The sequence below is a fragment of the Limnobacter sp. SAORIC-580 genome (genome assembly GCF_013004065.1).
Taxonomy (GTDB): Bacteria; Pseudomonadota; Gammaproteobacteria; order Burkholderiales; family Burkholderiaceae_B; genus Limnobacter; species Limnobacter profundi.
Genome location: NZ_CP053084.1, coordinates 1,601,243 through 1,623,778, shown reverse-complemented (window position 1 = coordinate 1,623,778; position 22,536 = coordinate 1,601,243). Strand labels below are relative to the sequence as shown.

Here is a 22,536-nt window from a genome sequence, read left to right as displayed (position 1 = left end):
ATGCCCACTTTGCGCGTAAAGCGTTAGTTAGACCGGGCCGCATCGGCCCGGTTGTCTTTTGGGTAAAGTTTCACGTGAGTGAAAAAACGAACTGGATGGGTGACTTGTCGATTGCAGATGGCATCGGTGTATTCCGAGGTAGTGTCGGAGACAACACAATGCATCGGCACTGGGCAGCCCAAATCACCATCGCATTAGAGGGTACTTTTTATCTGGAGATACCAGGTTTAGACTGTTTACCTGTTCAAGCTGCGTATTTCAGACCCAACGTCGAACATCGCCTTGTGACCGGAAAGGTTTGCTCGTTTTACTTTGACCCAGCATCTCGATTGTTCGACCATTTGGTTGACCCAAGCTCAGGTCTAAATGACAGTTGGGGGGCTTTAGAGCTCACAAGTTGCCTTAAGACGTTGGTCAATGCAAAAAACCCTCTAGAAGCGATACTAACTGCATTGAGATAGGCATACAAGAATTTAGGTGTGACCCACCGGTGTAGATTGTCGTTTCGTGTGAACCGAAAAGCCAATCACCGTAACTTGATTTTCGCTGCTTGCAAACACATCACCACCATGCAGTTTCGCAATGGCCGCCACAATAGCCAGGCCAAGTCCGTGATTGCTCCCCGTGTCACTTCGCCCCTCTTCAGCACGGAAAAAGGGTTCAAACAGACGGTTCAATTTGACTGGGTCAATTGTCGGGCCTTCATTCGAAACCTTGATCCACACCCTCTCTGCTTCTTGGGTAATGTGCACGGTAATTTCTGTGTTGGTCTGCGCATATCGAATGGCATTGGACAGCAAGTTACTCACCGCTCTTTTAATCAATTCAGTTTCAACTTCCACATTGGCATCGCCCTGAACTGTGATGCGAAGCTCCTTGTCTTCGGCCAACTGTTCAAGGTATTCCGCGACTGATACCACCAACTGACGAAGACTTTGCAAAGGTTGAAGTTGTAGTTCTCTGCCCTGGTTTGCATTGGCCAGGAAAAGCATGCTGCGAATAATTCGTGCCATCCTGTCTAGTTCGTCGAGGTGGTCCCCCACAATTTTTTGAAGTTCATCACCTTCGATCAGTTTGCGGCGTTGAAGCAGCTCATGGCTGATGGTCAAGCTCGACAGTGGTGTATTCAATTCATGTGCAACATTGCTGTTGAACAGTTTCAATTGCTCGCGGTTCTCGCGCAGTTGCCCCAGTAAGCGGTTGAATCCGTCGATGAAGGGTCGCAATTCAAGCGGGGCTTTGTGGTCGTCCAGCACCACATCAAGCGAGCGTGGCCCCAAATTGTGAATACGTTCAGTCAGTCGGTTGATGGGGCGCAAAACCAGGCGAATCAGTCGCATGCTGATCAACACCGACACCAGGATCCACAACACGATGGACGATGCAAAAATTCCTGAAATGAAGTTCAGAAAACGTTCGTCATCCACGGTGCTCAATGCCAGTTCAACTCGTTTTGCCCGCAGTTGGGGAAGTTCGGTTTCAAACACTTGTGAGAATTCCCGAATAGATCCCTCTCCATTGAAGAACACCTCTGGCCCGAACATGCGATTGCCCCGGCTGTCAACAACTCGGGCTTGGGTTCGACCTTGCCCTCCCAACACTTCTTCCAGGCCATGTTTCACGTCTTCGGGTGAATACTCGGAAGTAGGTTTTAGTAAAAGGTGTTCAACTGCATGAAGCGCGCGGTTGGCGGTTTCTTCCTGTTGCTTGGCCTGCCAAAAGTGGATGCAGCAATACACAAGCACTGCGAGTAAAACCACGCCCAGTACACTGACGGAGCTGGTCAAACCGATGGTGGCTCTGGAAATTGATTTCACGGTCACTCCTTGCCCTGCGCCCGAATCTCGAGAACATACCCCATGCCCCGAATGGTATGAAGCAGCGGAATTTCGTAAGGGTCGTCCAGCTTGATCCTCAACCTGCGAATGGCCACATCGATCACATTGGTTTCGCTGTCAAAATGCATGTCCCAAATCAGTTCTGCAATTTCGGTGCGGCTAATCACTTCTCCTTTGCGGCGAAGCAGCAGCCACAGCAATGAAAATTCTTTGGCCGTTAGCCGCAAATCCTTGCCGCCGCGTTTGGCCGTGCGGCGCACCGCATCCAACTCCAGGTCCAGCAAGGTCAATACGGTGGTTTGGCTTTCTGCTGCAACTGTTGAAGTTCGGCGCCCCAGGGCGTGAAGCCTGGCCACCAGCTCGGCAAACGCAAAGGGTTTTACCAGGTAGTCATCTGCACCGGCCTTCAGGCCGCTCACCCTGTCTTCAACCATGGCGCGGGCGGTAAGCATCAGTACCGGAATACTTTTGGATTGGCGTAACGCACTTAATACGGCCAAACCATCAATGTCGGGCAACATGCCATCAAGAATGATCACGTCGTAAAGGCCTTGGGTGGCCAAATGCAAACCGTCAATCCCGTTGCGTGCCAAATCGACAACGAAACCTTCCTCGGTCAATCCTTTCTTTAGGTAATCGGCCAGCCGCAGGTCGTCTTCGATCAAAAGCAGTTTCATCGACTTTTTTTGGTTGTTATGCAGGTGCCCAGTATAACCACCCCGAATTTGGTGAAGATTACATATTTGTAATGTACCGGGAAGGTAGCTGACAGGTGCCCCTGACTAGACTAAGGGCATGGGTCTAGAAAAACAACCCTCCAATTCGAATCAATCAGGAGATCATCATGAAAAATATTAAAATTGCCGCTGTTCTGATTACCACCTTCGCCATTACTGCACCTTCATTGGTCCTTGCAGATGCTGCCTTCCACCCCGGCAAAGGCGATGCGGTGTATGAACCCCATCTGGGATACAAAGATCCAGCGAAATCTGCGTCACACGCCAGCAAGGGATTTCGCGGCTACAGCGCAAACATTATTGGTTCTGAAGCCAGCGGTGATGGGACCACACACGGTGATTGGGGCAACTCTAGGTCTGGAAAAACCCGCCAAGAGGTGTTGCGTGAATTGCAAAGCCAAACTGTAGAAGAGCGTCGTTTGGCTAATTCGAACTAAAGGCAAGGTTTGACATCTGCGAAAGCGATGTTATTCTTTTGAACAATCACCAGACCGCACAACCATGACCAAAGTGATCAAATCACTGTTGATGTTTGTAATCGCCGCCTCTGTTATTTTTCAGGGTACGGCGTTTGCGGTCATGGTCGGATGTCATACCGGTTCCTTCAAGCAAACCTCGGATGAGTCGGATCCTTCATCACTTTCGTCCGAGCATTGCATCGAGCACATGTCAGACCAAACTGCCCACCATGCTGTTTCGGACGAACAAGAGTCCAATGAAAGGCCCTGTTGCAGTTGTGATGCCATTTACAAAGCCAAGCTCGACCTTCCAGTTGTTCAAGTTGGTTTGATCCAATCCAACCTTCTCATCTCCGTTCCTTTCTCTTCAATCCTGCCCAGTACCGACCTGGCGCTGCCTTACCGACCGCCCATCCTGGCCTAAGCCAATCCTGAATTTCGTTTAATGATTTCAATTCATTTGGTGGAGGTACGTGTATGCGTACGGTTATGCAGTTGTTGTTAGCGGGTTCAATTCTCGCAGCAAGCACAGGATTTGCAAACGCCCAGTCGGAAGGTTTGCAGATTGAATATCAATCAGCTTTTGAGAACTACTCAGCATGGAAGCCCAAAGAAGGCGACCGTGATTGGGTGGGGGCCAATCAGAATGTAGAGAAAATTGGTGGCTGGCAATATTACGCCCGTGAGCCTTACCTGAAAGATGGTGAAGACCAGCAACCCATGCAGGATAGCGGCATGGGGCATGACATGAGCAAGATGAAAAAGCCCATGAACCCCGGTGAAGCTCACCAAGGGGGGCATTGATGAAAACCTTGAGATACACGGCAATGGCCTTGGCGATTGCAGGTTTGACTGGTTGCGCCACTGTCAACATGGATCAATCCATGGCCAAGCTGAATGAAACCACAGCGTCCATGACCGACAAGAAAGTGGTTCTTGCTCTGAATGATGAGCAGCGCAAGCAGCTGCGAGGGCAGGCAGATGCGCTGTTGAAAAAACCACTGAACTTGAATTCGACAGTTGAACTGATGTTAGTGAACAGTCCTGAATTCCAGGCTTTGCTGGCTCGGGGCTATAGCGAGTCTGCGTTGGCTGCCCAATCGGGTCGAATTCCCAATCCAATTTTCAATTTCGAACGAATAACAGTTGGGGATGAACTTGAAATTGGACGATTGTTCAGTTTTGGTTTGCTCGATCTGGTCACGCTTCCCTGGCGTCAACAGGCTGCAACTTTTCGAATTGAGCGAGCTCAACTGCAGTTGGCTGGCGATGTAATTGGGCAAGTGGCTCAAGCGCGCTCAGCTTGGGTCGATGCAGTGGTCGCTTTGCAAAAACAGCAATATGCGGAGCAAGTATTCGAGAATGCTCAAGCCAGTGCTGAATTGGCCAAACGCATGGAAGAAGTGGGTAACTTCACGATTATTCAACGCATTCGTCAGCAAATGTTTTATTCCGATGCTGCGCTTGGCTTGGCCATGGCACGTCAGGAGGCTACATCTACCCGGGAAAAACTGGTTCGCGTGCTTGGGCTGGACGCACAGCAATTTGAGGAGCTAAAACTTCCAGATCGCTTGCCAGACTTGCCCGCTACTGTGAAAAAGCCTGAAGAAGTGTCCAAACAGGCCACCTCGCGGCTGGATGTTCAAATGGCCAAGCAAGCTTACGACGCGGCGCTGAAAGTGTCTGGTGCTGAAACCGTGAGCTCCTTTGTAGACATTGAGGCTGGGATTCGCCGCGATTCTGTATTTGACAGAGACTCCGGCTCCAAAACCAACCCAAAGGGATATGAACTGGACATTCGATTGCCCCTGTTCGATTGGGGTGGCTTGCGGCGTGACGCGTTTTCTGCCGAGTTACTGGCCAAGGCCAACACGCTTGAGGCGGTCATGAGGAATGTTGATTCAAACCTGCGGGAAAGTTACACCAATTACCGCACAGCTTATGACATTGCCAAGCACTACCAAACCGAGGTGGTTCCCATGCTCGATACCTTGGCCGAGCAAAACACATTGCGTTACAACGGCATGTTGATTGGTACTTTCGAACTGCTGGCCGACAGTCGCAATCAGGTTCGGTCGATTGAATCATCCATTGATGCATCGGCGAACTTTCTGCGAGCTCAACTGGCCTTGGATGCTGCATTGATTGGCAGTCCAAGCAATGTGAAGCTTTCCATGGGTGCCCAGAGCCCAGCGGCTGAAGCTGCTGCTGGTCATTAAGAAATTTGGAGTAAGAGCAATGAATTCCAGAAGAGATTTTTTCAAGTTTGCCGGCATGGCCGGTGGCGCAGTGGCGGCAGCCAGTGTCAGCAAAGTGGCCATGGCCGCGCTGCCCGAGCCCGTCATTCAAACCTCGCCGGACACCATGGACCCTTTGACCCCCAACACTGGGCGCCCCTATAACCCAGTGGTCACCTTGAATGGTTGGACCTTGCCTTGGCGCATGAACAATGGCGTGAAGGAGTTCCACCTTGTGGCGGAACCCGTGGTGCGTGAGATGGCACCAGGTATGGTCGCTCACCTTTGGGGCTACAACGGACAAAGCCCAGGCCCCACCATTGAAGTGGTGGAAGGTGATCGCGTGCGTATTTTTGTGACGAACAAACTACCCGAGCACACCAGCGTGCACTGGCATGGCCAGCGCCTGCCCAATGGCATGGACGGTGTTGCAGGCCTGAACCAGCCGGCCATTCCTTCCGGCAAAACCTTTGTGTATGAGTTCGAGGCCAAGCGTCCCGGTACCTTCATGTACCACCCGCATGCCGATGAGATGGTGCAAATGGCCATGGGCATGATGGGTTTTTGGGTGACTCACCCCAAAAACAAACATCCCTTGATTGATAACGTGGACCGAGATTTCTGTTTTCTGCTGAATGCCTACGACATTGATCCTGGTGCGTACACACCAAAGATCATGACGATGCTCGATTTTAATTTGTGGACGTGGAACAGCCGCGTGTTTCCCGGAATTTCGCCCTTGTGTGTTCGAAAAAACGACAAGGTTCGGATACGAATTGGTAACTTGACCATGACCAATCACCCCATTCATCTGCACGGCCATGAATTCGAGGTGAGCGGCACCGACGGCGGCCCAACACCCAAAGGCAGCCGTTGGCCCGAAGTGACTACCGACATCGCCGTTGGGCAAATGCGGCAGATTGATTTTCTAGCCAATGAGGAAGGCGACTGGGCCTTTCATTGCCACAAAAGCCACCACACGATGAACGCGATGGGACACGACCTTCCCACCATGATCGGCGTGGATCACCGGGGAATAACGAAAAAAGCCCGAGGGCTCGTTCCCGAATACATGGTGATGGGTGAACGGGGTATGGCCGATATGACTGAGATGACGATGCCGATTCCAGATAACACCATCCCCATGATGACAGGCGATGGCCCGTTTGGCTCAGTGGAAATGGGCGGCATGTTCAGTATGTTGAAAGTGCGCAAAGACCAAAAGCCTGGGGATTATTCAGACCCCGGTTGGTACAAACATCCTAGCAAAACCGTGGCTTTTGAATACGAAGGCCCAGACATGCCCAAGCCCGTAACATCCGACAAGGCGGGAAAGCCCGCCATGAAATCCAGTAATCGACCTCAGGAAACAATCGAGTTGAAGGTCAGAAAACCTCAAGGCCATTCGGGCCACTAAGGAGTCAACCATGAAAAAATCGTTCGCAAATCATTCTCTATCGCTGCTGCTTGGTGCTGGGCTTTTATTGCCCGTGGCCGTATTGGCGCACGGTACTCAAGAGCACAAAAAGTCAGCTTCCAATGCACAACCAGTTTTTGAGCAAACCGACTGGGGCATTGCCGGCACTCCGACCAAGATAGACCGCACTGTCAAAGTCGTAATGTCCGACAGCATGCGCTTTGAGCCATCCTCGTTGCAGTTCAAGGAAGGTGAAACTGTGAAGTTTGTTGTCAAGAATGAGGGAAAACTGATGCATGAGTTTGTTCTGGGGACAAAAGACAAGAACCTGGAGCATGCAGACTTAATGAAGAAGTTTCCAAACATGGAGCATGAAGAGCCCTATATGGCACATGTGGCTCCGGGCAAAACCACTGAGATGGTGTGGACTTTCAACCGAAGTGGCGAGTTTGAGTTTGCCTGCTTGATTGCAGGCCACTTTGATGCAGGTATGCGCGGACCACTGCGCGTAGCCAAATCCTCTGGAGCTGAAAAGTGAAGCGAATTGCTTTTGTTGGTATTGCAACTGCAATTTTGGCATTGGGTGTTTTTGCTGCCATCAAACCTGAGACTTTCTCAACTGTTGAGAAAGTCTCAGTGGCTGCAACAGAATCTGATGCCAATCAAGTTTTACCCATTCATGTACACAAAACAGCGACCTGCGGTTGCTGCGGCGAATGGATTAAACACTTGGAAAAATCGGGGTTTTCCGTGAAGTATTCGAATCACGAAGACCTAGACAGCATTAAGGCGCAGTTCGGTATCGAAAACAATTACCAATCCTGTCACACAGGAGTATCGGCGAATGGCTTTGTGTTTGAAGGCCATGTTCCAGCCAAGTACATAAGGGAATTTCTGAACGAAACACCCGAGGATTCACTTGGCCTGTCCGTTCCAGCGATGCCAGTTGGCTCTCCTGGCATGGAATATGGCAACAAATTCATGCCGTATCAGGTATTACTCCTGAAGAAGGATGGGAGCGCTTCTGTTTATGCGGAAGTGAAAACCTATCAAGATCAATTTTGAAAAAACACCCGACTTAACAAAAACTGAAAGGAAAAAAATCATGAAAACCCATTTAATCAAACTTGCTTCAATCGTTGCGCTGTCAATTTCGACTTCGGTCTTTGCCGGAGGAGATCACGGTTCCCATTCAAGTAAAGCCGGTGAGCAAAAGTCCATGGAAGGTATGCAGATGAAGCAGTCCGAGACCATGGAAATGACGCAGGGCGAGGTGAAAAAAATTGATCCGAAGACTGGTAAGGTCACCTTGAAGCATGGCGAAATCAAGAACCTTCAAATGCCACCTATGACTATGGTTTTCTCGGCCAAAGAGGCGGCGCAACTGGAAGGCCTGAATAAGGGCGACAATGTTCTCTTTGCTGTGGATCAAAACATGAACATCACCCACATCGAGAAGAAACAGTAATCAGGAGAAGCACCATTGCAAAGTAAACCTGGATTTCCCAATGGATCGGTCATTGTGGGTAAATTGGGATTGATGTTGAGTTTGCTGGGTTCCGCAATGGTGCTTTGCGCCTGTCAAACAGTCGGAAATTTTGTTCATCCGGAAAGTCACAAACCAACGGTTACAGTAAAGAAGGAACCTTGGTTTAGCGCCGAGCGTGCTACCCGCACACAGAAAATGGAGGAGGGCTTTATTTTGGTTCTCTCCGGTGGAGGGGTTCGTGGCTTTGCCCACATCGGAGTTCTTAAAGCCCTGGAGGAATTGGGGCTTGAGCCCCGAATGGTGATTGGCACCAGTGCGGGTGCTGTCGTGGCTGCGTACTGGGGCTTGGGCTATACAGCCGATCAAATGATGCAACGTGCAGAATCACTAAATAACAGTGATCTGTTTGTACCCGTGTTACCGAATCTGGGACAGCCAGTTTTAAAGGGCGAGGCTGGAGTTTTTTCGGGTCAGTTTCTTGAACGGCAATTGCGCAGGGATTTCGGCATTCAAACATTTGAAGATCTCCCGAAACCAATTGCCATAGTGGCCACAGACCTCCAAACAGGTCGTCCCGTGGTCTTTAATGCAGGTGATGTCGCCCAGGCAGTGCGGGCATCTTCAACAATTCCAGGTATCTTCACGCCACCTTCCATTAATGGCCGTCTTTACATCGATGGTCAGGCCAGTTCTCCACTGCCGATAGTTCCGGCAAAACGCTTGAGTGATCTTCCAATTCTTGCCGTAGACGTGGTGTATCCCCCCGAGCTTGCTGAGGTCTCTACGCTTACCGATTTGATGTTTCAAACCTTTTTGATATCGAGTTTTAGAATCAAAGAACTGGAGATGTTACAGGCGACAATGATCATCGCCCCTCAGTTAACCAATGTTGGTCAACTGGGTTTGAATGATCGTCATTGGGTATTTAAAACAGGTTATTTGGAAGCCAAAGAAAAACTTCGGAAAGCTGAAAAACTGCTGAAGTGATTTGTTAATTATGCACGGGTTGGCGGCGAATTAACACCAACCCTTAAGCGGCGCCCCTCCACCTCAAAAACGTGAGGGGTTTCGCGAAGTGTTAGACCAAGGCCAAGGATATTGCCCTGTTCGTCATATTCGGTACCGGGCGCCTGCTTAAGTACGGTTGCAACTCTCTGCGCAGGCCAACCGAGCGCGGCGTCGAGCGCTACGAGTGAAACAGGCCTTCCCAGCACAAGCTGACGAAGGAGCGTAACAATAAGGGTTGCGAACTCCTCTGGATGATTGCCAGATGAGAGGCTTTCAGCAATCTTTTTGGAATAAATAGTCTTGTCCATGTTTGACCTCCGACATCCAAACAACAGTTACGCGGCATCACCACACACTTGGCGGTTACATGCCGCGCATCCCAAGGCAGCAAGTCATCTTGCGCTTTGCCGGCGTTTCCAGTCCTGGGCCATCAATTGCGCTTGCTGTACCTGTTCGGGTTTCATTCGACCCGCATAGTCGGCAATGGCTTTTGCTGCCGTCGGTTCTCCCGACGCTGCTGCCAGACTCATCCACTTGTAGGCCTGAACTTGGTCGCGCGCGACCTCACCGCCCCCCTTTACAAACAGCTGAGCCAGCCTGACTTGCGCCTGAGTATGCCCTTGCTCGGCAGAGAGGCGATACCACTTGAACGCTTGTGCATCGTTGGCAGGAGCCGCACGCCCATTCTTATACATACCGTCGACTTCGCTTCCGTAGAGGCGCCCCAGGTTGAACTGCGCATCAGCTTCACCCTGCTCGGCCGCCCTGTGGAACCACTTGATGGACGCCGCGTGGTCTTGCTTCACGCCCATGCCGCATTTGTAGGCGAGACCCATGATGTTCTGCGCCATGGCATCGCCAGCCTTGGCTTTCTTTTCCCAGTCATCGACGGTCTCCGGCGACAATGTCTCGATCGCTGTTCCCAGCTTTGAAAAGTCATAAGCCGCCAGCGCATTGTTTGACAAGCCAAATGCTGCAGTACTCGCCAGCAGGATTGTTAAGGAAGCACGTGCGCAACGTGCTGTCAGTCTGATGTCGCAAAACATAAAAGCTCCTCTGTCGCTGTTTTCGTGTCTCTGGTTTAGCCGGCACAGCACGATAGCTGTGTCACATCTTTCGAGAAAGTCTGCGCCACCAGTTTGAGACCCTCAACCATGGTGAGGTAGGGGAAAAGTTGGTTGGCGAGATCTTGGACGGTCATGCGGGCACGGATCGCAATTGCGGCAGTCTGGATGATCTCGCCTGCTTCCGGTGTCACAGCCTGAACCCCAAGAATGCGTCCAGATCCAACTTCAGCGACAAGCTTGATAAACCCGCGCGTGTCGAAGTTGGCGAGTGCGCGCGGCACGTTGTCGAGCGTGAGGGTACGACTGTCGGTTTGCAGGCCGATGCGCTGCGCCTCTGCTTCACTGTAGCCAACCGTGGCAACTTGCGGATCGGTGAACACGACTGCCGGCATAGCGTCGAGATCGAGCGTTGCGTCGCCGCCTGTCATGTTGATACCGGCTCGGGTGCCAGCGGCGGCTGCAACGTAGACGTACTGCGGTTGGTCGGTGCAATCGCCAGCTGCATAGATGTTCGGTGCACTCGTTCGCATTCCCTGGTCGATCACGATGCGATGTTGCGAGTCGCGCGCCACACCAGCTCGTTCAAGATCCAGGCTCGTGGTATTCGGTGAGCGGCCTGTAGCGACGAGCAATTGATCCGCGCGCAACTCTCCCTGCGGTGTCGTAAGGATGAATTGGCGGTCGGAATAGGCCACGGCACTTGCTTGCGTCTGCGTCAGCACCGTGATGCCTTCCGCGCGGAAGGCAGCGGTCACGGCCTCGCCAATGACAGGGTCTTCGCTCGCAAACAAGGTGCGCCGCGCCAGGATCGTGACTTCGCTGCCCAGCCGTGCAAACGCCTGTGCCAGTTCCAGTGCAACTACTGAGGCACCGATCACTGCGAGCCGTTTCGGAATGGTCTCGCTAACCAGAGCTTCTGTAGAAGTCCAATAAGGGGTTTCTGCAAGACCGGGCAGCGGCGGAATGGCTGCGCTCGCGCCAGTTGCAATGAGACAGCGATCGAACGCCACTTCGCGTGTGCCGCCTTCTGCCGCTTCCACGATAAGCGTTTGGCCATCCTTGAAGCGGGCGCTGCCTCGTACCAGATTGATTGACGGATTGCTTTCGAGGATGCTTTCATACTTGGCATGACGCAGCTCGTCCACGCGAGCCTGTTGCTGCGCAAGCAGATGGTCACGCAAGACGACTGGCGCCGCCGCCGACAGCCCCACGTCAAAGGGACTTTCACGGCGCAGATGAGCGATATGCGCTGCCCGAATCATGATCTTGGAAGGAACGCAGCCCACGTTGACGCAGGTGCCGCCGATGGCTCCCCGCTCGATCAGCGTGACCCGGGCACCGTTTTCAGCCGCTTTCAGCGCAGCTGCCACAGCGGCGCCACCGGTACCGATAATCGCCACATGGAGCTGACCGGCTGGCTTTTCCACCGGTCGGTCGCCGCTCAGCCACTGGGCGGCTCTGCCAAGAAGTCCCGGCCGTTCGGTACTGCTCCCTTTGCTTTCGACTTCGTCTGCAGGCATAGCACGATAACCAAGTGCCCCCACTGCCGTCACGAGTGCCGACATGTCAAGCCTATTGCCCGTGATCTGCGCCCTGTTCGTAGGATAGTCGACGGACGCTGCTGTCACGCTAGGAACTGCCAGCAGGGCGTCCTCAACGTGCTTTGTGCAACTTGGGCAGGTCATTCCCGCCACGCTCAGACCAACTTTGTTTAACTCTTGCATTTTGCTCTCTCTTTTATCCATTCTGCCCACGGCGACTGGTACGACGCCTCGGTAAGTGGAACAGTCTTTCGCATCAGCGAACAGGCTCGGTGGGTCATTTACAGGCTGTGCACGCAATGACGGCCAGTAGAATCGCCAGACCGGCATCTCTACCTAGGTTCTGGCGACGCTGCCGTCATTTGCTGCCTTATTTCTTCAGTTCAGACGGGTAGCCTACGTCCGTCGTCGCCTTGCTCAGCGCCTGGACGCTGGTTTTCGCATCGTCGAACGTCACAACAGCCAGCTTGGTTGCGTAGTCGACCTCGATCTTGCTAACGCCCTCTACCTTGCTCAGTGCCTTCTTCACGGTGATCGGGCAAGTTGCGCAGGTCATGCCGGGAACGGTCAAGGTGACCGTCTGTGTGGCGGCCCAAGCAGGGGCAGCGAAGGTGGCGGCAAGGGCAAGGGAGGCAAACAGTTTCTTCATGATGAACTCCTGGTTAATAGAAAAATGGAACGACATAGGGAAATCCAAGCGCGACCAGGACCAGCACGGCCACGATCCAGAAAATCAGCTTGTAGGTGGCGCGCACCTGCGGAATCGCGCAGACCTCACCTGGCTTGCATGCCTGCACGGGCCGGTAAATCCGCTTCCAGGCGAAGAACAGCGCCACTAGCGCCGCGCCGATGAACAACGGTCGATAGGGTTCCAGCACCGTCAGGTTGCCGATCCAAGCACCGGAGAAGCCCAAGCCGACCAGTACTAGCGGCCCCAGGCAGCAGGTCGATGCAAGAATGGCGGCCAGCCCGCCGGCGAAGAGCGCACCGCGCCCGTTTTGTGGTTCAGACATACGTTGGCCCTTTTGAATTTGGATTGGATAGCGTAACCTTACTTCCGTACTCATGTACGGAGTCAAGCGATATGGAAAATAATTTGGAAAACCTGACCATTGGCGTTTTTGCCAAGGCGGCCGGGGTCAACGTGGAGACAATCCGCTTCTATCAGCGCAAGGGCCTGTTGCCGGAACCGGACAAGCCTTACGGCAGCATCCGCCGCTATGGGGAGGCGGACGTGGTTCGGGTGAAATTCGTGAAATCGGCACAGCGGCTGGGGTTCAGTCTGGACGAGATTGCCGAGCTGTTGCGGCTCGACGATGGCACCCACTGCGAGGAGGCCAGCAGCCTGGCCGAACACAAGCTCAAGGACGTGCGCGAGAAGATGGCCGACTTGGCGCGCATGGAAACCGTGCTGTCTGAACTCGTGTGCGCCTGCCATGCACGAAAGGGGAATGTTTCCTGCCCGTTGATCGCGTCACTACAGGGCGAAGCAGGCCTGGCAAGGTCAGCTATGCCTTAGCGTGCTTTATTTTCCGTTTTCTGAGGTGCCCCCATGGTGCGGTGCTCATCCAGATTGCGTCCACACGGATCAACGCAACACCTCGCGCAGTACCTGGCCCAGTTCAACCATTTGCGATGGATCGACTTTGAATGCGATGCGCAGATCTGCGCGATCAATATTGGCTTCGATCTTGCTCGACAACGTTGTTGATCTCGGCAGTTCGGCACGCTGTGCTGACTCGACATGCAGAGGAACAAACTGGGGCACCAATGAAGACTGCGATGACATTGTCATTCTTGCTGGCTCGGTTCGCTCTTTGACCCAACGTGCCAGCAAACTGGGGTGTAACTCATGCTGCCTGGCCACATTGGCCAGTGACATGCCTGGCCTGGTGCACTGATCAACAGCCTCTTGTTTGAACTGCGCACTGTGTGTGCGTCGGGATCGTCCGCGTTTAACAACCAACTCAGTCATGACTACTCCACCAAAAAATTAGTGGAGTAGAGTTAACCAAAAACTAGCAACTCAAAACAAGATGGGTTTGCTGGGGGCTTACGCATTAGTCCGATTGCGGGCTCCAGAAACTGGCCCGATGCTGGGACCAATAACCCCAGTAATGCAATTCCAATCACAAACCAGACAAGGTTGGATTCAATGATGAAGATCAGTCGGCTCATATTCGCAAATCTAGTTTGAAGGTTTGACGCAAAATGTTTGCAAGTGCGCTGTTGGAGTGGTTTCGCCTTTAATGAACTTGGGCCAAGCGATGGACCGCGTTTATCCTGTTTTCTCGACCTGAAACACCACTTAAATTCGGGTGCGAAGCGCTACCATCTGACTTTTTGCTGTCAGCTCGCTTAATACGCCACATTCGGCTGACATACCGGGATTTAAGCATCGGTTACGCAGCCGAGTGAGATCCTTTTCCAGCAATTTCAGTTTCTGCATTTGAAGGCGCGCGTCAGCTAAGTGCTTGTCCAAGCAGTCGTTGACTTCATGACATGGCGTGCCAGCATCGTCTTGGATCGCGATGAGTCTGGCGATTTCCCGCAATGTCAACCCCAATGCCCGGCAGTTGCGAATGAAAGCCAGTCGCTCTAGAGCTTGCAAACCATAGACCCTGTAGTTTGATTCGGTTCTTGTTGCGTTGCCCAACAGGCCCTTTCGCTCATAAAAGCGGATCGTTACGGGCTGGCAACCGGCGGCTTTTGCTAAATCTCCGATCTTCATCCCGCCTCCATTGACTTTATACTAACTATAGGGTTTAGCATCGTTATATCCTGAATTCTTAAGTCGCCACATGACCACTGAAAACAATCATCAAGAGAGCACCTTTTCTATACCGAAGATGGATTGCCCTTCGGAAGAAAACCTGATTCGCATGGCATTAAGTAGTATTGATAATATCGAGTCGCTGCACTTCGATCTGTCCCGACGAGAACTCAAGGCCCGGCATCAGGGAGAACCTAATCGCTTGCTGGAACGCCTGCAGCCACTCAACCTAGGTACAATTTTACTGGATACTCAACCGTTGAGCGTAAATGTTGAGGCAGGCTTGCTGGTGAGTGTCTTTTCCGTACCGAAGATGGATTGCGCCTCCGAAGAGAATCTGATTCGAATGGCCGTCCAGGATGTGCCCGGCGTGCAATCGCTGTCGTTCGATTTAAGCAACCGGGTCGTTAAAGCAACCCACAATGGCTCGCCCAATGAGTTGTTGCAAAAGCTCGAATCGCTTAAGCTTGGAGCTATTTTACGAGAGTCTAAGCAGGCAACTTCCTCGCCTGCCTCTACCGCTGCGATTGATGATGCCGCCCAGGCGCGTACTTTGCGCCTTTTGCTCGGTATTAACGCTTTCATGTTTGTGATTGAGTTGACGACGGGCCTAATCGCTCAATCGACTGGCTTGATCGCCGACTCTCTTGACATGTTCGCCGATGCTGCTGTGTATGGTTTGGCACTTTATGCTGTGGGACGTGCGGCAAGCATGAAGTCTCGCGCCGCGCATCTCGCGGGCTGGTTGCAGCTACTCTTGGCCGTCGGGGCCTTGACTGAGGTTGCCCGGCGCTTTGTGTATGGTAGTGAACCAGAGTCCATCCTGATGATCGGAATGGGCGTCATAGCCTTGATTGCTAACGTGAGCTGTTTGCTTCTGATATCAGGCAAACGCGAAGACGGCGTTCATATGAAAGCGAGTTATATATTTTCCGCGAACGATGTGGTTGCCAATCTCGGCGTTATAGTGGCCGGTGCCCTGGTAATGTTTACTGCTTCTCCTTACCCGGACCTTGTTATTGGCACCATCATTGGTGTGATCGTTTTAAACGGTGCGCGTCGCATCCTGCAGCTCAAATGAAGATCCTCCGTCCTTGGTACTGGATCGCCTTTGCAACGCTATTTGCAGTGTTGGACCAGGCATCCAAAGCAGTGATTGAAATTTGGTTGCCTCTACACAACTCAATGCCAGTTGCCGAGAATTTCAATTTGGTTCATGTTCTCAATCCCGGTGCCGCGTTCAGTTTTTTGGCTGATCAGGCAGGTTGGCAAAGGTTATTTCTTGCCGGCATTGCAGCTTTCGCGTCTGTATTTCTGGTAGTTCTGATTGTTCGGAAACCAAGGCCCATTGAGGCGACTGCCTATTCCCTGATCTTGGGCGGTGCGGTGGGTAATCTCGTCGACAGAATTGTTCGGGGTGCTGTGGTCGACTGGCTCGACTTTTATGTCAATCATTGGCACTGGCCGGCCTTTAATTTGGCCGATGTGTGGATTGTCATTGGTGCTGGCTTATTGATATTGTCGGGTTTCAAGCAGAGGGCTATCACTACAGCGCAGTAGATTCTCTCATGTCTGATATGTTAATTCGCCTGTACTACAGGCAAGTCTGGTAACAGCTCAGCGGAATGCGGGGCTAACCCGCTGGAGTATTTGAAGGGCGTGATGGACCGACTGTCCACGCAGCCGTACAGTCGGATCAACGAACTGCTGCCGCATAACTGGAAACACGCCAACTAATCAAGACGGGTTTGCTAGGGGCTTACGTTGTGGCTCACCACCATGTAGTTTCGCAATGGCTGCCACAATAGGCAGGCCTAGCCCGTGATTGCTCCCAGTGTCGCTCCGTACCTCTTCAGCGCGAAAGAAGGGATTCAAACAAACGGTTCAATTTGACCGGGTCAATTGTCGAGCCCTCATTCGAATCTTGATTTAGAATCAAAGAACTGGAGATGTTACGGGCAACAATGAGAGTCAGCCCTCAATTAAAAATCATTTCCCAACTCTCAATATCGATGAATATCCGATCAGGTTGGGATCCAACATGAAAGATCTCAGTACTTCTTTTAACGCATCTAACTGCCATTTCTCTGCCCATGGAGAGAGCACTATCTTTTCCAAGGCCTTGTTCAAATCAAACTGAATGAGCTGAGGATTGTCATCAAAACTTTCATGGGATTCGGTTAAAGCGATGCGGAATTCCTGCTCAGCGAAGTAACCTTGCTGCTTGTGAAACGTAAAGAAAAAGTTTTGCTCATCGGAGACTCTATCGAGGATGTAATTGATATATTTAACCGGACCAACAATGTAGTCATTGGTCGGATCAAGTGCAGCAATCAAATTACCAGCAGTAGTTTTTAAAGCAACTCCGTTTTGTCTGCTACCGTAAACTCGCCACATCAAGGAGCACTCATCGTCAGATTGCTGCCAGCTCGTCACCCATGTTCTTTTGCGGATACTTTCTAGATTTTCCGTAAGGGCAACAACTTCGTCGATAGATCTCGAGAAACATTTGCTGTCGTCGGAAAAGTCAATATTCAGAGTTGCTGAATTGTTAAAGGGCATGCGGCCTTCAAAACCGTCTTCAAATTCAGAAAGATTCGTAAACTTCAGTTTTTGTCCGGTAAGGAGACTCAGAAATCCATAGATGTCCATATACCGCCACAATGAGGTACCGTCACTCCAGTCACCTTCATTTATACGTGCAACAGTGCCCAATCCACACCTCGTTCAAAACGGAAAATTCACGTAAAAATAACATGCCGACAGATCATCGACGTATCAACAGAAGGCGAGGGTGCACAAAGAGGTATCGATTTCACCAACACAAAAAACATGACCACCCCTAAAATGATGAATTGAATGTTGCAATGATCTGCTCTCTAAACTGACCAGCCCATTCCAACCGAGTACGGGAGTACCTCGTTTGTTCTGAATCGAAAATCTCTGGTTGAAGCGTTAGGTGCAGATCATCATTGCAGCGAATTTCCGAATAGTCGTTGAGCTTTGTTGAAGCATCAAAAGTCCTGCCAATCCTCTGTTCGGCGCCTATACGTGGACGAGAACCATCAAATTGAACAACACGAGACTCCGGGATTTCATGGTGAAGCTCATTTGCAAATTCGACTAGAGTTGGCTCAGCAAAAACAAACATCCAACCATCTTTATCGACATCATTGGTCATACGCAATATTCGACCCAGAACCTGTCGGAAATGCATTTCCGTTTTGACAATACTGAGGTGGCAACACACTTGCAACCTTGGAATATCAGTACCCTCGCTAATCATCCCAACGCTAACAATCCATTGTTCATTAGAGTACCTAAATGCATCGATCGTTTTCGAAGCATCGTGATCTCTGTAGGTGACCACTTTCACGGACTGCGCGAATGTATTTGAAAGCTCAGCGGCAATAACGTGTGCATGCTCAACCGATCGAGCCACAACAAGACCAGCCGCATTGGGGTTTGTAAGGCGAATTTCCTTAAGTTTTTGACACCCACGATTCAGCATGAAATGAACAGCCTGAGGATTTTGAATGAGTTGGTCATAGGTAATGCCATTCGAGCTCAGTAACTCGGCAAAGGATTCGAACGACTGGATTCCGCTTTGTTGATTCGTCAAGAGAATACGATCGTGATCAATGAGGACCAGCTTTGGATTTCGGCAAACTCCATCGTGGATTGCCTCGGCCAAACCATACTCATAATCACAGCGAACCTTGCCTTCAGGATCCGTGTATTTGGCAAGTACGATTGGCAAGTCATCACTTCGCCAAGGCGTACCACTAAGTGCAATACTGAAAGTGGCTTTACTTTGAATTCTCAGCAAAACCTGTTCCCCCCAGGAATTTGAGTTTGAAAGATCGCTGCCAGCACAATGATGAACCTCATCCAAGACCACTAAAACACGATGGGAATCGAATATCTGCCAAAAATCCGCTTGAATGAATAACAAACTTTGGTAAGTGTAAGCGCCGCCTATTGCACCAATTTGCCCGTCAAATCGACGTCCAAGCACATTGGTGAAAGTATTTGAGGTGTTTTGTGCAACTTCAATTGATGGTGCAAAGGTCAATACAAAATCGATTTTATTTGCTTGGAGCAGACTTTTAGCCAGTTCTGCGGATAGCCGGGTTTTACCCGACCCAGGCGTTGCCAAGCACATGAAATGTGACTGAGTTTTGAACCAGTTCAAAGCACCCGTAAGACAGTTGGATTGCCATCGACGCAGCTTCATGAAACGGGATCTTTCGGCATGCCAGCAAGCACGCTTTCAATGGCGCGAATCTTTCCGAGTATTTTTGAACTGACATCCCTGGACTTAAGGTAATGAGGCTCGAGCTTGGCTTTAAGCTGCGGATAGGTTTGGTGCAAGCGCAGATACTCCTCGGATTCACCGATCGAAGACAGCAAATCGACCTGATAAGTTTTTACCAATTGATCCAATTCGTCTCGAATGCAGGGATCTTTGACCGGCCAACTGGGGGCCCCATGCTCGACTTGCGTGGGCTGCTTGGGTTGCCTGGGCTGTTTGGGCCCTCGATCAACTGTCACTCTTTGCTTAAACACTGAGGCTACGAAAAGAGGGGTTTTCTTGTAGCGAGCAAATTCAGAAATGTCTTTGCTTTTTTCAAGCAAACCTGCGGTTAGAAGCCTTAGAACCACGCGGTACGCACGTTTGTGATAGTCACGCAAGGTCATATCTGTTTCATCTTTACATTCACGAATGATCGCGTCTCTCAATTCCATGACTGTGAAATTGTTCAAATTCCCCTCAATCAGAACTGAATAAAACTCGGGTGAAAGACTTCTTGTCATGATGCTCCATCGGTGTCATTTCCCCCCTGGCTACTGGCAACTGAAAAAAGGGGGTTTTGAGAAAGAACGGATTATAATCCGTGGCTATTAAAGCCGCAAATTTGGATAGTTCTTGCCTCTAGAGAGGCAACTATGCAAGACGTGGCAAAAATATTCGGCAGCAAAGTACGCGCAGCCAGAAAACTAAGGGGACTTTCTCAAGATGAATTGGCACTGAGAGCAGAAATTGATCGCAGCTATATGGGAAGGATTGAAAGGGGAGAGGTGCGTATCACCCTTGAAAAAGCCTACAAACTTGCAGCCACCCTCGGATGCGACATCAAAGAGTTGTTGCCGTAGTCATGAATTTGACCAAGCAACGCGGTGAGCCGTTGAAGTATCGGCGTGACGCTGATCATCGTCGGTGTGCAAATAAATAGAGGTTGTGCTGATTGACGCATGCCCCAGATTGTCCCGAATCACTCTCAAATCAACGCCTGAATTTGCCATGTGAGAGCCAGCGGTATGGCGAAGCCAATGGGCTGAAGCCGATTCAAGCTGAGATGCACGACGTACAGCGTGCATATCTCCTTGCATGCGCAACTTGGCCGCAACATCTGCAAACAAATCAGTCACAGTCCCATGTATGGAAGATCTACCAACCCTAATCCGAAAATTACGGGCTGAACCAAACAGCGGAACTTGCTCCCCTACACTCGGAAGACCAGACACCTGAACATAAGATCGATACAGCAACAACTCATCAAGAAACTCTCCTGAAATAGGAATTTGTCTCTCTTTATTGCCCTTACCAACAACCCTTAGCCACCACAAATCGTTACCGTCTGGGGCTCTTCGGAAATAAAAGTCCCCCATACAACCCTGTGAAACCTCTGAAATCCGCAAACCACCTAGGTAAAACAGTGAAAACAACCACCTCAAGCGATGGTACCTGGGCAGATCAGTTGATCTCAATTCAAGAATAAAAGCCTTCACCTCAAGCCATAGAATAGGATCAAGATAGCGTGTAACAGTTTTGGGCGAACTCGACGATCTGCGCTTGCCCAAAGCAAGCGGGTTACCCACCAAATACCCGGACTCAACCATCCAACTAAACATCGAATTAAGGATTACCAAGGTCTGCCTTTGACTACTTGCTGACAAAGGCCCAGCAAAGGGACGCCACCGTGGATCGTTGCGCCCAAATCGACGTCCTGGTGTAGACACCCAAAAGTCTACAGGCTGTGGGTCTAACAAGAATTGCCTATAGGCCTGAAGATCTTCATACACGAGTGAGGAAAGTGGTTTGGAAAGCTGCAAAACGGACCACAACAGTAGCCGCTCGGCCTCCTTGCGATAACTGTCAAATGTACTTTTTGAGGTTTGAAATTGCATTAGCCATGCAGAAATAGCATCTACATCCCGGTTTGCAGCGATTTGACGCGAACCGGAGGCGCGATTTACTCCAGTAGAACCATCAAACGCACTGATTTGGAATGCTGGATTCTTTGAAAACGCACTGGGAATAAGCTCAAAACTCAAAATAACCTCGGATGAACAAATACATTGACATTATAAGTGTAATGTCAAAAATAATCAATAAATTAGTAATGACATTACGTATTATGTAATAATATATGACTCTTAGCCAATCTCTGTACAAGCAAATGAACGATGTAAACTCTGATGATGAAATCCGTCAGCTAATCCTTGAATTGATGAACCAAGGCTTGTCCACACTGGAAATTTACAAGAAAACGTGTGCAATCCTTTTTTATCAACATGGAATAATGCCGACACCAACCAGACTCTATGCGTTGGTTAGGAAAGGGAGCATGTCAACGCCAGGTAAAGCAATACAGGAATTTTTAGCACAGCAAAAAGAGAAGGGCAGAATAGAACTGGAGATTCCAGAAATGCCAGAATCGCTGAAAACGACGTTCACAGAAGCGCTAAAGGAGACTTGGCGAATCGCCTCTCAAATTAGCTCCGCAACGGCTCGTGAACAAAATGAACAGCACCAAAGGGAATTAAATCGTTTCACTCAGCAGATCGAACAACTGGACAACAAAAATCAAGCTTTGGAGTCTCGCATCGATGAAATGGCGCAAATCCTCGCTGAGAAAGACATTCATGTATCGGAGATGCAAAAGGAGATTGGTGAGGGTAAAACCAAACTTTCGCTGGAATCGAACCGACTCGCAATCGCCACAGATCAGTGTGAGGAGTTGAAAAAACAACTAGATAAAGCCAGACACGACTTTATTGCTGAAAGCCACAGAATGTCACAGGAGCACGAACAGGGATTGGCCAGATTGAAAGACCACGAAAACCGGGCATTAATGGAGATTGAAAGAGAACGACAAGCAGCAAATAAAGCAATCAAGGATGCCACGAACGCCCTGAAACTCCGAGAGGATGAATTAAGACAACGGGACGACAAACTCCTTGAACTCGCATCGGAGCTTGAAGAATCTAGGCGAGATTTAAGCGCAGCAAAGACAAAACTTGAAATGACCACCGCAAATCTTCAAACGATCCGCATCAGCTATGAAGAACAAACCAGGATAAACGGCCAGCTTAAAGCTCAACTAGAACAACTCAGTGCAAAACAGAACATCACACATCCAAAAAATAGCCGCAGGAAAACCATGAAGCAGATTCATGATTGATTTCTGAAGTTTGCATAGATTTGGCGGTTGGAGTAGTGTGGAATGTTGCCTAGAAGTAATGCTTCTTTACAAAATTAAGCGAAAAGTACATCACTTTACAAATTTAGGCAAAAAATCGTTACAACTTTAATAGAACAGTCGCTTTGCTTCTGTGGAAGAACTTGCAAAAATATTAAAGTTTACATAATACAAATTATGCGACAAATAGATTAAACATAAAAAGGGTTACCCAGAGTGACCCCCACCAATACTGGCGATGCTCTCCAGTCAGTAATCGCCGAAAAAGTACATAGGTTGGTTCACTTTTATCTGAGGCTATTCTTATGTACAAATTCATGTTCTTCGCTTTTGTGGTTTGCGCCGTGTATCCCGACTGGCCCATCGAAGCTGTTGCTGCTGGTCAGGACATTATCCAGGGCTTTCAATCCAAAGTAATTGTGGTTGGTCAAAATATGTAAACCCCCAAATTGAGGTTGATTTGGGCCTTTGTTGCGGGTCTTCA

Annotated in this window: 28 protein-coding genes; 15 read left to right on the top strand and 13 right to left on the bottom strand. The window is 50.3% G+C overall.

The features are described 5' to 3' along the window. Nucleotides 1-473: 473 nt before the first annotated feature. Complete coding sequence (locus HKT17_RS07580; protein ID WP_171099036.1) at nt 474-1,817, bottom strand: ATP-binding protein; 1,344 nt, start codon at nt 1,815-1,817, stop codon at nt 474-476. A 2-nt stretch (nt 1,818-1,819) separates the two neighbouring features. Further along, nucleotides 1,820-2,515, bottom strand: a complete 696-nt coding sequence (locus HKT17_RS07575) for a heavy metal response regulator transcription factor (protein ID WP_105029761.1) — start codon at nt 2,513-2,515, stop codon at nt 1,820-1,822. Nucleotides 2,516-2,682: 167 nt separating this feature from the next. On the opposite strand from HKT17_RS07575, the gene HKT17_RS07570 reads away from it, so the two are divergent. The 9 genes from HKT17_RS07570 to HKT17_RS07530 all read left to right on the top strand — a co-directional run bounded on the left by HKT17_RS07570 (nt 2,683) and on the right by HKT17_RS07530 (nt 9,163). Further along, a complete protein-coding gene (locus HKT17_RS07570; protein WP_159572550.1) occupies nt 2,683-3,012 on the top strand; it encodes a hypothetical protein in 330 nt (109 codons plus the stop codon). A 64-nt stretch (nt 3,013-3,076) separates the two neighbouring features. After that, nucleotides 3,077-3,457, top strand: coding sequence for a hypothetical protein (locus HKT17_RS07565; protein ID WP_171099034.1), 381 nt, complete (start codon nt 3,077-3,079; stop codon nt 3,455-3,457). Nucleotides 3,458-3,510: 53 nt separating this feature from the next. After that, the gene (locus HKT17_RS07560; RefSeq protein ID WP_171099032.1) at nt 3,511-3,837 is read left to right on the top strand and encodes a hypothetical protein; all 327 of its coding nucleotides are present in this window, start codon (nt 3,511-3,513) and stop codon (nt 3,835-3,837) included. Continuing rightward, entirely contained in the window at nt 3,837-5,252 is a 1,416-nt protein-coding gene (locus HKT17_RS07555) for a TolC family protein (RefSeq protein ID WP_171099030.1), read from the top strand. The genes HKT17_RS07560 and HKT17_RS07555 overlap by 1 nt, the downstream gene beginning before the upstream one ends. 19 nt (nt 5,253-5,271) lie before the next feature. Beyond that, nucleotides 5,272-6,687 (top strand): multicopper oxidase family protein, encoded by a 1,416-nt coding sequence (locus HKT17_RS07550; protein WP_040512439.1) that lies wholly within the window; start codon nt 5,272-5,274, stop codon nt 6,685-6,687. Between the two features lie 10 nt (nt 6,688-6,697). Next, the gene (locus HKT17_RS07545; protein ID WP_171099028.1) at nt 6,698-7,225 is read left to right on the top strand and encodes a cupredoxin domain-containing protein; all 528 of its coding nucleotides are present in this window, start codon (nt 6,698-6,700) and stop codon (nt 7,223-7,225) included. After that, nucleotides 7,222-7,752, top strand: a complete 531-nt coding sequence (locus HKT17_RS07540; RefSeq protein WP_008249212.1) for a DUF411 domain-containing protein — start codon at nt 7,222-7,224, stop codon at nt 7,750-7,752. The genes HKT17_RS07545 and HKT17_RS07540 overlap by 4 nt, the downstream gene beginning before the upstream one ends. Nucleotides 7,753-7,792: 40 nt before the next feature. Next, entirely contained in the window at nt 7,793-8,155 is a 363-nt protein-coding gene (locus tag HKT17_RS07535; RefSeq protein ID WP_008249211.1) for a copper-binding protein, read from the top strand. A 15-nt stretch (nt 8,156-8,170) separates the two neighbouring features. Beyond that, nucleotides 8,171-9,163 (top strand): patatin-like phospholipase family protein, encoded by a 993-nt coding sequence (locus tag HKT17_RS07530; protein ID WP_146106689.1) that lies wholly within the window; start codon nt 8,171-8,173, stop codon nt 9,161-9,163. Nucleotides 9,164-9,171: 8 nt separating this feature from the next. Here HKT17_RS07530 and HKT17_RS07525 read toward each other — a convergent pair whose 3' ends face one another. The 5 genes from HKT17_RS07525 to merT all read right to left on the bottom strand — a co-directional run bounded on the left by HKT17_RS07525 (nt 9,172) and on the right by merT (nt 12,805). Further along, a complete protein-coding gene (locus HKT17_RS07525; protein ID WP_171099025.1) occupies nt 9,172-9,492 on the bottom strand; it encodes a hypothetical protein in 321 nt (106 codons plus the stop codon). An 84-nt stretch (nt 9,493-9,576) separates the two neighbouring features. Then, nucleotides 9,577-10,230: a phenylmercury resistance protein MerG gene (gene merG, locus HKT17_RS07520; protein ID WP_171099023.1), complete on the bottom strand. Its 654-nt coding sequence runs from the start codon at nt 10,228-10,230 to the stop codon at nt 9,577-9,579. 35 nt (nt 10,231-10,265) lie between these two features. Then, nucleotides 10,266-11,975 carry a mercury(II) reductase gene (gene merA / locus HKT17_RS07515; protein WP_171099021.1) on the bottom strand — a complete coding sequence of 570 codons (1,710 nt, stop codon included), beginning with the start codon at nt 11,973-11,975 and terminating at the stop codon, nt 10,266-10,268. A 187-nt stretch (nt 11,976-12,162) separates the two neighbouring features. Then, nucleotides 12,163-12,441 (bottom strand): mercury resistance system periplasmic binding protein MerP, encoded by a 279-nt coding sequence (gene merP / locus HKT17_RS07510; RefSeq protein ID WP_171099019.1) that lies wholly within the window; start codon nt 12,439-12,441, stop codon nt 12,163-12,165. A 13-nt stretch (nt 12,442-12,454) separates the two neighbouring features. Continuing rightward, complete coding sequence (gene merT, locus HKT17_RS07505) at nt 12,455-12,805, bottom strand: mercuric ion transporter MerT (RefSeq protein WP_171099017.1); 351 nt, start codon at nt 12,803-12,805, stop codon at nt 12,455-12,457. A 71-nt stretch (nt 12,806-12,876) separates the two neighbouring features. On the opposite strand from merT, the gene merR reads away from it, so the two are divergent. Further along, nucleotides 12,877-13,311 (top strand): mercury resistance transcriptional regulator MerR, encoded by a 435-nt coding sequence (gene merR / locus HKT17_RS07500; RefSeq protein ID WP_005303925.1) that lies wholly within the window; start codon nt 12,877-12,879, stop codon nt 13,309-13,311. A 69-nt stretch (nt 13,312-13,380) separates the two neighbouring features. Here merR and HKT17_RS07495 read toward each other — a convergent pair whose 3' ends face one another. Both HKT17_RS07495 and HKT17_RS07490 read right to left on the bottom strand, forming a co-directional pair. Beyond that, nucleotides 13,381-13,767 carry a transposase gene (locus HKT17_RS07495; RefSeq protein ID WP_171099015.1) on the bottom strand — a complete coding sequence of 129 codons (387 nt, stop codon included), beginning with the start codon at nt 13,765-13,767 and terminating at the stop codon, nt 13,381-13,383. A 333-nt stretch (nt 13,768-14,100) separates the two neighbouring features. Continuing rightward, nucleotides 14,101-14,523, bottom strand: a complete 423-nt coding sequence (locus tag HKT17_RS07490) for a MerR family transcriptional regulator (RefSeq protein WP_171099013.1) — start codon at nt 14,521-14,523, stop codon at nt 14,101-14,103. Between the two features lie 70 nt (nt 14,524-14,593). Between HKT17_RS07490 and HKT17_RS07485 the strand changes: the two genes are divergently transcribed. Together HKT17_RS07485 and lspA are read left to right on the top strand one after the other, a co-directional pair. Further along, nucleotides 14,594-15,646, top strand: a complete 1,053-nt coding sequence (locus HKT17_RS07485; protein ID WP_240605711.1) for a cation transporter — start codon at nt 14,594-14,596, stop codon at nt 15,644-15,646. Then, nucleotides 15,643-16,125, top strand: a complete 483-nt coding sequence (gene lspA, locus HKT17_RS07480; protein WP_171099011.1) for a signal peptidase II — start codon at nt 15,643-15,645, stop codon at nt 16,123-16,125. Before HKT17_RS07485 ends, lspA begins: the two co-directional genes overlap by 4 nt. A gap of 429 nt (nt 16,126-16,554) precedes the next feature. Here lspA and HKT17_RS07475 read toward each other — a convergent pair whose 3' ends face one another. The 3 genes from HKT17_RS07475 to HKT17_RS07465 form a co-directional block, all read right to left on the bottom strand. Further along, nucleotides 16,555-17,280 carry a hypothetical protein gene (locus tag HKT17_RS07475; protein WP_171099010.1) on the bottom strand — a complete coding sequence of 242 codons (726 nt, stop codon included), beginning with the start codon at nt 17,278-17,280 and terminating at the stop codon, nt 16,555-16,557. A 127-nt stretch (nt 17,281-17,407) separates the two neighbouring features. Then, nucleotides 17,408-18,802: a DEAD/DEAH box helicase gene (locus HKT17_RS07470; protein ID WP_171099006.1), complete on the bottom strand. Its 1,395-nt coding sequence runs from the start codon at nt 18,800-18,802 to the stop codon at nt 17,408-17,410. Continuing rightward, the gene (locus tag HKT17_RS07465) at nt 18,799-19,383 is read right to left on the bottom strand and encodes a VspR family transcription factor (RefSeq protein WP_503559544.1); all 585 of its coding nucleotides are present in this window, start codon (nt 19,381-19,383) and stop codon (nt 18,799-18,801) included. Before HKT17_RS07465 ends, HKT17_RS07470 begins: the two co-directional genes overlap by 4 nt. 132 nt (nt 19,384-19,515) lie before the next feature. Between HKT17_RS07465 and HKT17_RS07460 the strand changes: the two genes are divergently transcribed. Next, nucleotides 19,516-19,722, top strand: coding sequence for a helix-turn-helix domain-containing protein (locus tag HKT17_RS07460; RefSeq protein ID WP_008249195.1), 207 nt, complete (start codon nt 19,516-19,518; stop codon nt 19,720-19,722). Here HKT17_RS07460 and HKT17_RS07455 read toward each other — a convergent pair whose 3' ends face one another. Continuing rightward, complete coding sequence (locus HKT17_RS07455; protein WP_171099002.1) at nt 19,723-20,904, bottom strand: tyrosine-type recombinase/integrase; 1,182 nt, start codon at nt 20,902-20,904, stop codon at nt 19,723-19,725. A gap of 95 nt (nt 20,905-20,999) precedes the next feature. Between HKT17_RS07455 and HKT17_RS07450 the strand changes: the two genes are divergently transcribed. Together HKT17_RS07450 and HKT17_RS15695 are read left to right on the top strand one after the other, a co-directional pair. Beyond that, nucleotides 21,000-22,034, top strand: a complete 1,035-nt coding sequence (locus HKT17_RS07450; protein WP_371815432.1) for a DNA-binding protein — start codon at nt 21,000-21,002, stop codon at nt 22,032-22,034. Nucleotides 22,035-22,357: 323 nt separating this feature from the next. After that, nucleotides 22,358-22,492, top strand: coding sequence for a hypothetical protein (locus HKT17_RS15695; RefSeq protein ID WP_008249188.1), 135 nt, complete (start codon nt 22,358-22,360; stop codon nt 22,490-22,492). Nucleotides 22,493-22,536: the final 44 nt, after the last annotated feature.